This window comes from Ramlibacter sp. (assembly GCF_035706265.1).
GTDB lineage: Bacteria > Pseudomonadota > Gammaproteobacteria > Burkholderiales > Burkholderiaceae_C > Ramlibacter.
This window is the reverse complement of sequence record NZ_DASSVG010000232.1, coordinates 1-3586: the sequence shown is the minus strand read 5'-3', so window position 1 is coordinate 3586 and position 3586 is coordinate 1. Positions and strand designations below refer to the sequence as shown.

6 protein-coding genes are annotated in these 3586 nt (G+C 64.7%); 3 read left to right on the top strand and 3 right to left on the bottom strand.

The annotated features are described in order from the left end of the window. Window positions 1–81: 81 nt before the first annotated feature. Window positions 82–846: a DUF7666 domain-containing protein gene (locus VFM98_RS08835; RefSeq protein ID WP_325109546.1), complete on the bottom strand. Its 765-nt coding sequence runs from the start codon at window positions 844–846 to the stop codon at window positions 82–84. Window positions 847–1188: 342 nt separating this feature from the next. On the opposite strand from VFM98_RS08835, the gene VFM98_RS08830 reads away from it, so the two are divergent. After that, window positions 1189–1479, top strand: a complete 291-nt coding sequence (locus tag VFM98_RS08830) for a helix-turn-helix transcriptional regulator (protein WP_325109545.1) — start codon at window positions 1189–1191, stop codon at window positions 1477–1479. A 207-nt stretch (window positions 1480–1686) separates the two neighbouring features. Here the strand turns inward: VFM98_RS08830 and VFM98_RS08825 are convergent, their stop codons facing one another. Beyond that, on the bottom strand, window positions 1687–2331 hold the full coding sequence (locus VFM98_RS08825; RefSeq protein ID WP_325109544.1) for a hypothetical protein: 645 nt from the start codon (window positions 2329–2331) through the stop codon (window positions 1687–1689). Between the two features lie 48 nt (window positions 2332–2379). Further along, complete coding sequence (locus VFM98_RS08820) at window positions 2380–2667, bottom strand: helix-turn-helix transcriptional regulator (RefSeq protein WP_325109543.1); 288 nt, start codon at window positions 2665–2667, stop codon at window positions 2380–2382. Between the two features lie 108 nt (window positions 2668–2775). Here VFM98_RS08820 and VFM98_RS08815 point away from each other — a divergent pair, with 108 nt between their 5' ends. Together VFM98_RS08815 and VFM98_RS08810 are read left to right on the top strand one after the other, a co-directional pair. After that, window positions 2776–2997: a hypothetical protein gene (locus VFM98_RS08815; RefSeq protein ID WP_325109542.1), complete on the top strand. Its 222-nt coding sequence runs from the start codon at window positions 2776–2778 to the stop codon at window positions 2995–2997. Window positions 2998–3027: 30 nt separating this feature from the next. Continuing rightward, entirely contained in the window at window positions 3028–3312 is a 285-nt protein-coding gene (locus VFM98_RS08810) for a hypothetical protein (RefSeq protein WP_325109540.1), read from the top strand. Window positions 3313–3586 lie beyond the last annotated feature (274 nt).

Here is a 3586-nt window from a genome sequence, read left to right as displayed (position 1 = left end):
CGCTCGGCGTGTCGTCCGGGAGTTCCGCCTCGAAGAGCACGGCGCCGCCGACGCTCTTGATCTGGTGCTTGATGGTGTCCATCACGCCTCCTCGACTTCCACGGGCTCGCCGTCTTCCAGCGTGTACCAGGTGTCGGCCTTGATGCCATCGCGCCCGCCGATGCCCGCGAACACAGCCACGATGTTCCAGTCTTCGTCGCGCTCGACCAGGAAGAGGGCGCAGCCTTCGGCCGCGAGCGCACGCCCGTAGCGACCGCTTGCCATTGCGGCGCTGGCTCGACCCGTGGCGCTCGCCGCACCGCTGTAGCCCGTGGCGCTCGCCGCACCGCTGTCGCCCGTGGCGCTCGCCGCACCGCTTTCGCCCGTGGCGCTCGCCGCACCTCTGTAGCCCGTGGCGCTCGCCGCACCGCTGTCGCCCGTGGCGCTGGCGTGTCCGCTTTCCTCGTCGGAGTGCGCGGGCGACTGCGGATCGATCGGATTCGCGCGGCTGAAGGTCCACTCGACGGCCGCCTTGATGAGGCCCGGCAGATCGATTTCCGCTTTCACCGTGATTCGCGAGCTGGCAACCTTGGTGTCGCCCTCGTGCCGCGCGATCTCGCCCGACTGCTCCACGATGGCGAAGCGGTTGCCGGCCGGCGGGTAGTACGCGAAAACATCGAGCGGGTATTCGCAGGCGTGGAAGCCGCGCTCGCACGCCGCGATGGGGCCATCCATGCTGTAGGTCTCGCCCACCGCGTACTGGAACGGCTCGTCGCCGCCCGTGCACGTGAGCCCCTGGGTGAAGCCCTTGTAGCTGACGATGGTGGTCGGCTCGGCTTGCTCGGGCTGCTGCGTCTGGTCGTCCATCTGGTTTCGCTCCTGCCCCTGTTCTTGAGGCGTGGATGCAGTCTAGGCATATGTGCCTGAACATGCAAGGCAGAAATGCCTAGAATCAGGACGAACGGTAGCTCAGGGAAAACCCGTTGTTTTCCATGGATCAGAGAACGTTGGTTTTAGGAAAACTGACTTTTGCTCGACTGTGTAAAGCTGGCGTTGCGCAACGCTCCCGTGACGGTCGAGTAAAGGGGGTACGTTTCCGTGACGGGTCAGCGCAAGGCCAGCTTTCCTCACCAAAATGGTGGAGACCGGGCCTGGATAGCGCGCAGGCAATGCTGAGCAATCTACTCGGGGAAGGACCAAGAACAGGCTATGACGGTATCCATCGGAGGGCGCCTGAAACAGGCGCGGCAGGAAGCGCAGATGACGCAGGAGGAAGTGGCGTCGGAGTTCAAGCACACGCGCCAGACAATTTCGTCGTGGGAGCACGACAGAACTACGCCCAGCCTGAGCGAGTTCCGCGAGTTGGCCACGCTGTACGGCGTGTCAGCCGACTACCTGTTGTACGGGGCGAAGGTCCGAGAGGTCCGCGACAGCCTCATGAGCCGGCTGTGCGGGACGGTTTCTACGTCGGAGGACGCTGCGGATTCGACCTTGAGCTAGTTGCGCCGGCAGATGCGGCGCTCCCAGCGGTCCTTGGCCTTCGCGTCCGCCACTGTCTGCCACTGCATGTTGGCCGGCCGATCAGGGCCGCCAGCGCACAGCGGCTGCACGTGGTCCACGATGTAGCCGGGGCAGGGGCCGCGGCGCCGGCCGGTGGAGGGACAGGGGTGCTCTCGCTGGAAGGTGGCGCGCTCGGCCGCCGATCGCTCATTTCGATGGAAGCTGCTGGGCGAAGCTGTCAATGACACGAGACACGCAACGAGCATAGTCCACCGCAGTCTGCGGGTTTTCGACAGGGCGCATCTGTCCATTTGGACCCCTCTGCAGGCTCACATTCATGCGGATCTTCGACGTCACATCCTGGCCGCCAGGCTTCCTGTTGAAGCCAACAGAAAATTCGGCAGTGCCAATCATGTCCACCAAGAGGTGCATAACGTCTTCCTCGGTGGCGCGGACGAGCAGCAGCCGATACCCTTCGTTTTCGGCGTCCACAAACTGAGCGTGGCCGGCCGTGGTGCCGGTGGCGCCGAAGAAGTGGAAATGAGCTGGCTTCTCCCACACTCCCGGGCCGGTTGCTGCGAGCTTTCTTGTTCCCAGCTTGCCGGTGAAAACTAGATCACGGTCTCGCGATCTGCGCAGCGCGATGCTGCCATTCAGAAGAATCTGCTTCCCCCCTGAATACGCTGTGTCGGTGGTGATCGTCGTGAAGACGAGGGAACAGCCCTCTAGTCGCCCTTCCACAGTGATTTCCTGCTGATACACGTCGTAGGTTCCGTCAGGAACCACTTGCGCGAGTCCATGGCTCGCGGCGGAAAAAGTCAGAGTTGCAATAACCGGCAGGGCAATGCGCATTTAGGCTCCCCCTTCTCTGCCCGCGAACCGCGCAGGCGCGGCTTCCCTTCAGACAGCAGCTTCTTCGCGCGCCAGCTCGGGCAGCTTGGCCGGATCGAGATCGGGTACCAGCAGGTGCCACGTCTCGACCTGCAGGACGTTCGCGATCTTCTCAAGCTTGTCGATCGATGGCTCGTTCTGCTTGTGCACGATGCGCCAGACGGTCTTCTGGTCGACCTTCGCCAGCTTGGCCAGCATCGGCTGAGTGAACTGCGGCTCGCGTGCCTGCCGCGCAGCAATGAGGCGGTCCAGGTTCTCTGCCAGAACTGTGAGCGCCTTGCTGGGCTTTTTTGCCATGCCGCAATGATGGCCAAATTCCTCAGGCAAATTTGTCCGTAGTGCCGTTCGGCGGACACTAGGCAAATTTGGGTTGCCTTCTGAGGCAAATGTGCCTAGGATGCTCGCATGAGCCAAGGTGACCTCCTAGACGACGTGGTTCGCGCGCTGAACGAGCGCCAGGGTGATCTGCCCACGGTGGCCCGCGAGACCGGGATTGCGTACGACACGATCCTGCGCATCAGGCGCCGCGAGAACGATCCGGGGTACTCCAAGGTCGCGACCCTGCATCGCTACTTCTTCGGCGAGCGCAACGCCGCCGAGCCCGCGCACCCCGCCGCGCAGGACTGATTCCCACCCCCGCACCGCAAGGAGCCTGTCATGTCCGTACCCACCACGAAGACCGAGATCCTCGCCCGCGTGGCGCACCTGGACAGGATGCTCGCCAACAAGCGCGCCACGCTCGCGAGCCAGCAGGACGAGCGCCGCGCGCTGGTCGATTCCTGCCACACGCACGGCGGGCACGTGCCGGAGTACAGCCACGACGGCAGCAAGACCGCGAGCGGCGCGTTCACCACCAGCGGCTTTCGCTACTGCTGCCACTTCTGCGCCTGCGTGCTCACCACCAGCGACGAACAGCGCGCGCGCGGGCTCACGCGCGGCTGACCCATGTTCCGCTGCACCCACTCCCTCCTCCATCCCTGCTCCCGGGTGCAGCCCTCGGGCGCCGGCTCCTCGCGGGTCGGCGCCCTTTTTTCCCCTTGTCTCCGGCCAGCCAACGGGGACGCCACTGCCACGCGCGGCGGTGGCGTTGAGGCTGGTCCTTCGGCCTGGGCGTTCGCGCTCAGGCCCCTTTTCCAACCGTCCCCGCCCCATCGCACGGGTCAGCGTGGTGGCCGGACCTCGCCGGGGTGTGGGGCGGTTGGAAAAGGTGGTGTTC

Excerpts from the sequence above, each read along its gene's own strand:
- VFM98_RS08835 (WP_325109546.1), bottom strand. The coding sequence starts at position 846 with ATGGACGACCAGACGCAGCAGCCCGAGCAAGCCGAGCCGACCACCATC.
- VFM98_RS08830 (WP_325109545.1), top strand. The coding sequence starts at position 1,189 with ATGACGGTATCCATCGGAGGGCGCCTGAAACAGGCGCGGCAGGAAGCG.
- VFM98_RS08825 (WP_325109544.1), bottom strand. The coding sequence starts at position 2,331 with ATGCGCATTGCCCTGCCGGTTATTGCAACTCTGACTTTTTCCGCCGCG.
- VFM98_RS08820 (WP_325109543.1), bottom strand. The coding sequence starts at position 2,667 with ATGGCAAAAAAGCCCAGCAAGGCGCTCACAGTTCTGGCAGAGAACCTG.
- VFM98_RS08815 (WP_325109542.1), top strand. The coding sequence starts at position 2,776 with ATGAGCCAAGGTGACCTCCTAGACGACGTGGTTCGCGCGCTGAACGAG.
- VFM98_RS08810 (WP_325109540.1), top strand. The coding sequence starts at position 3,028 with ATGTCCGTACCCACCACGAAGACCGAGATCCTCGCCCGCGTGGCGCAC.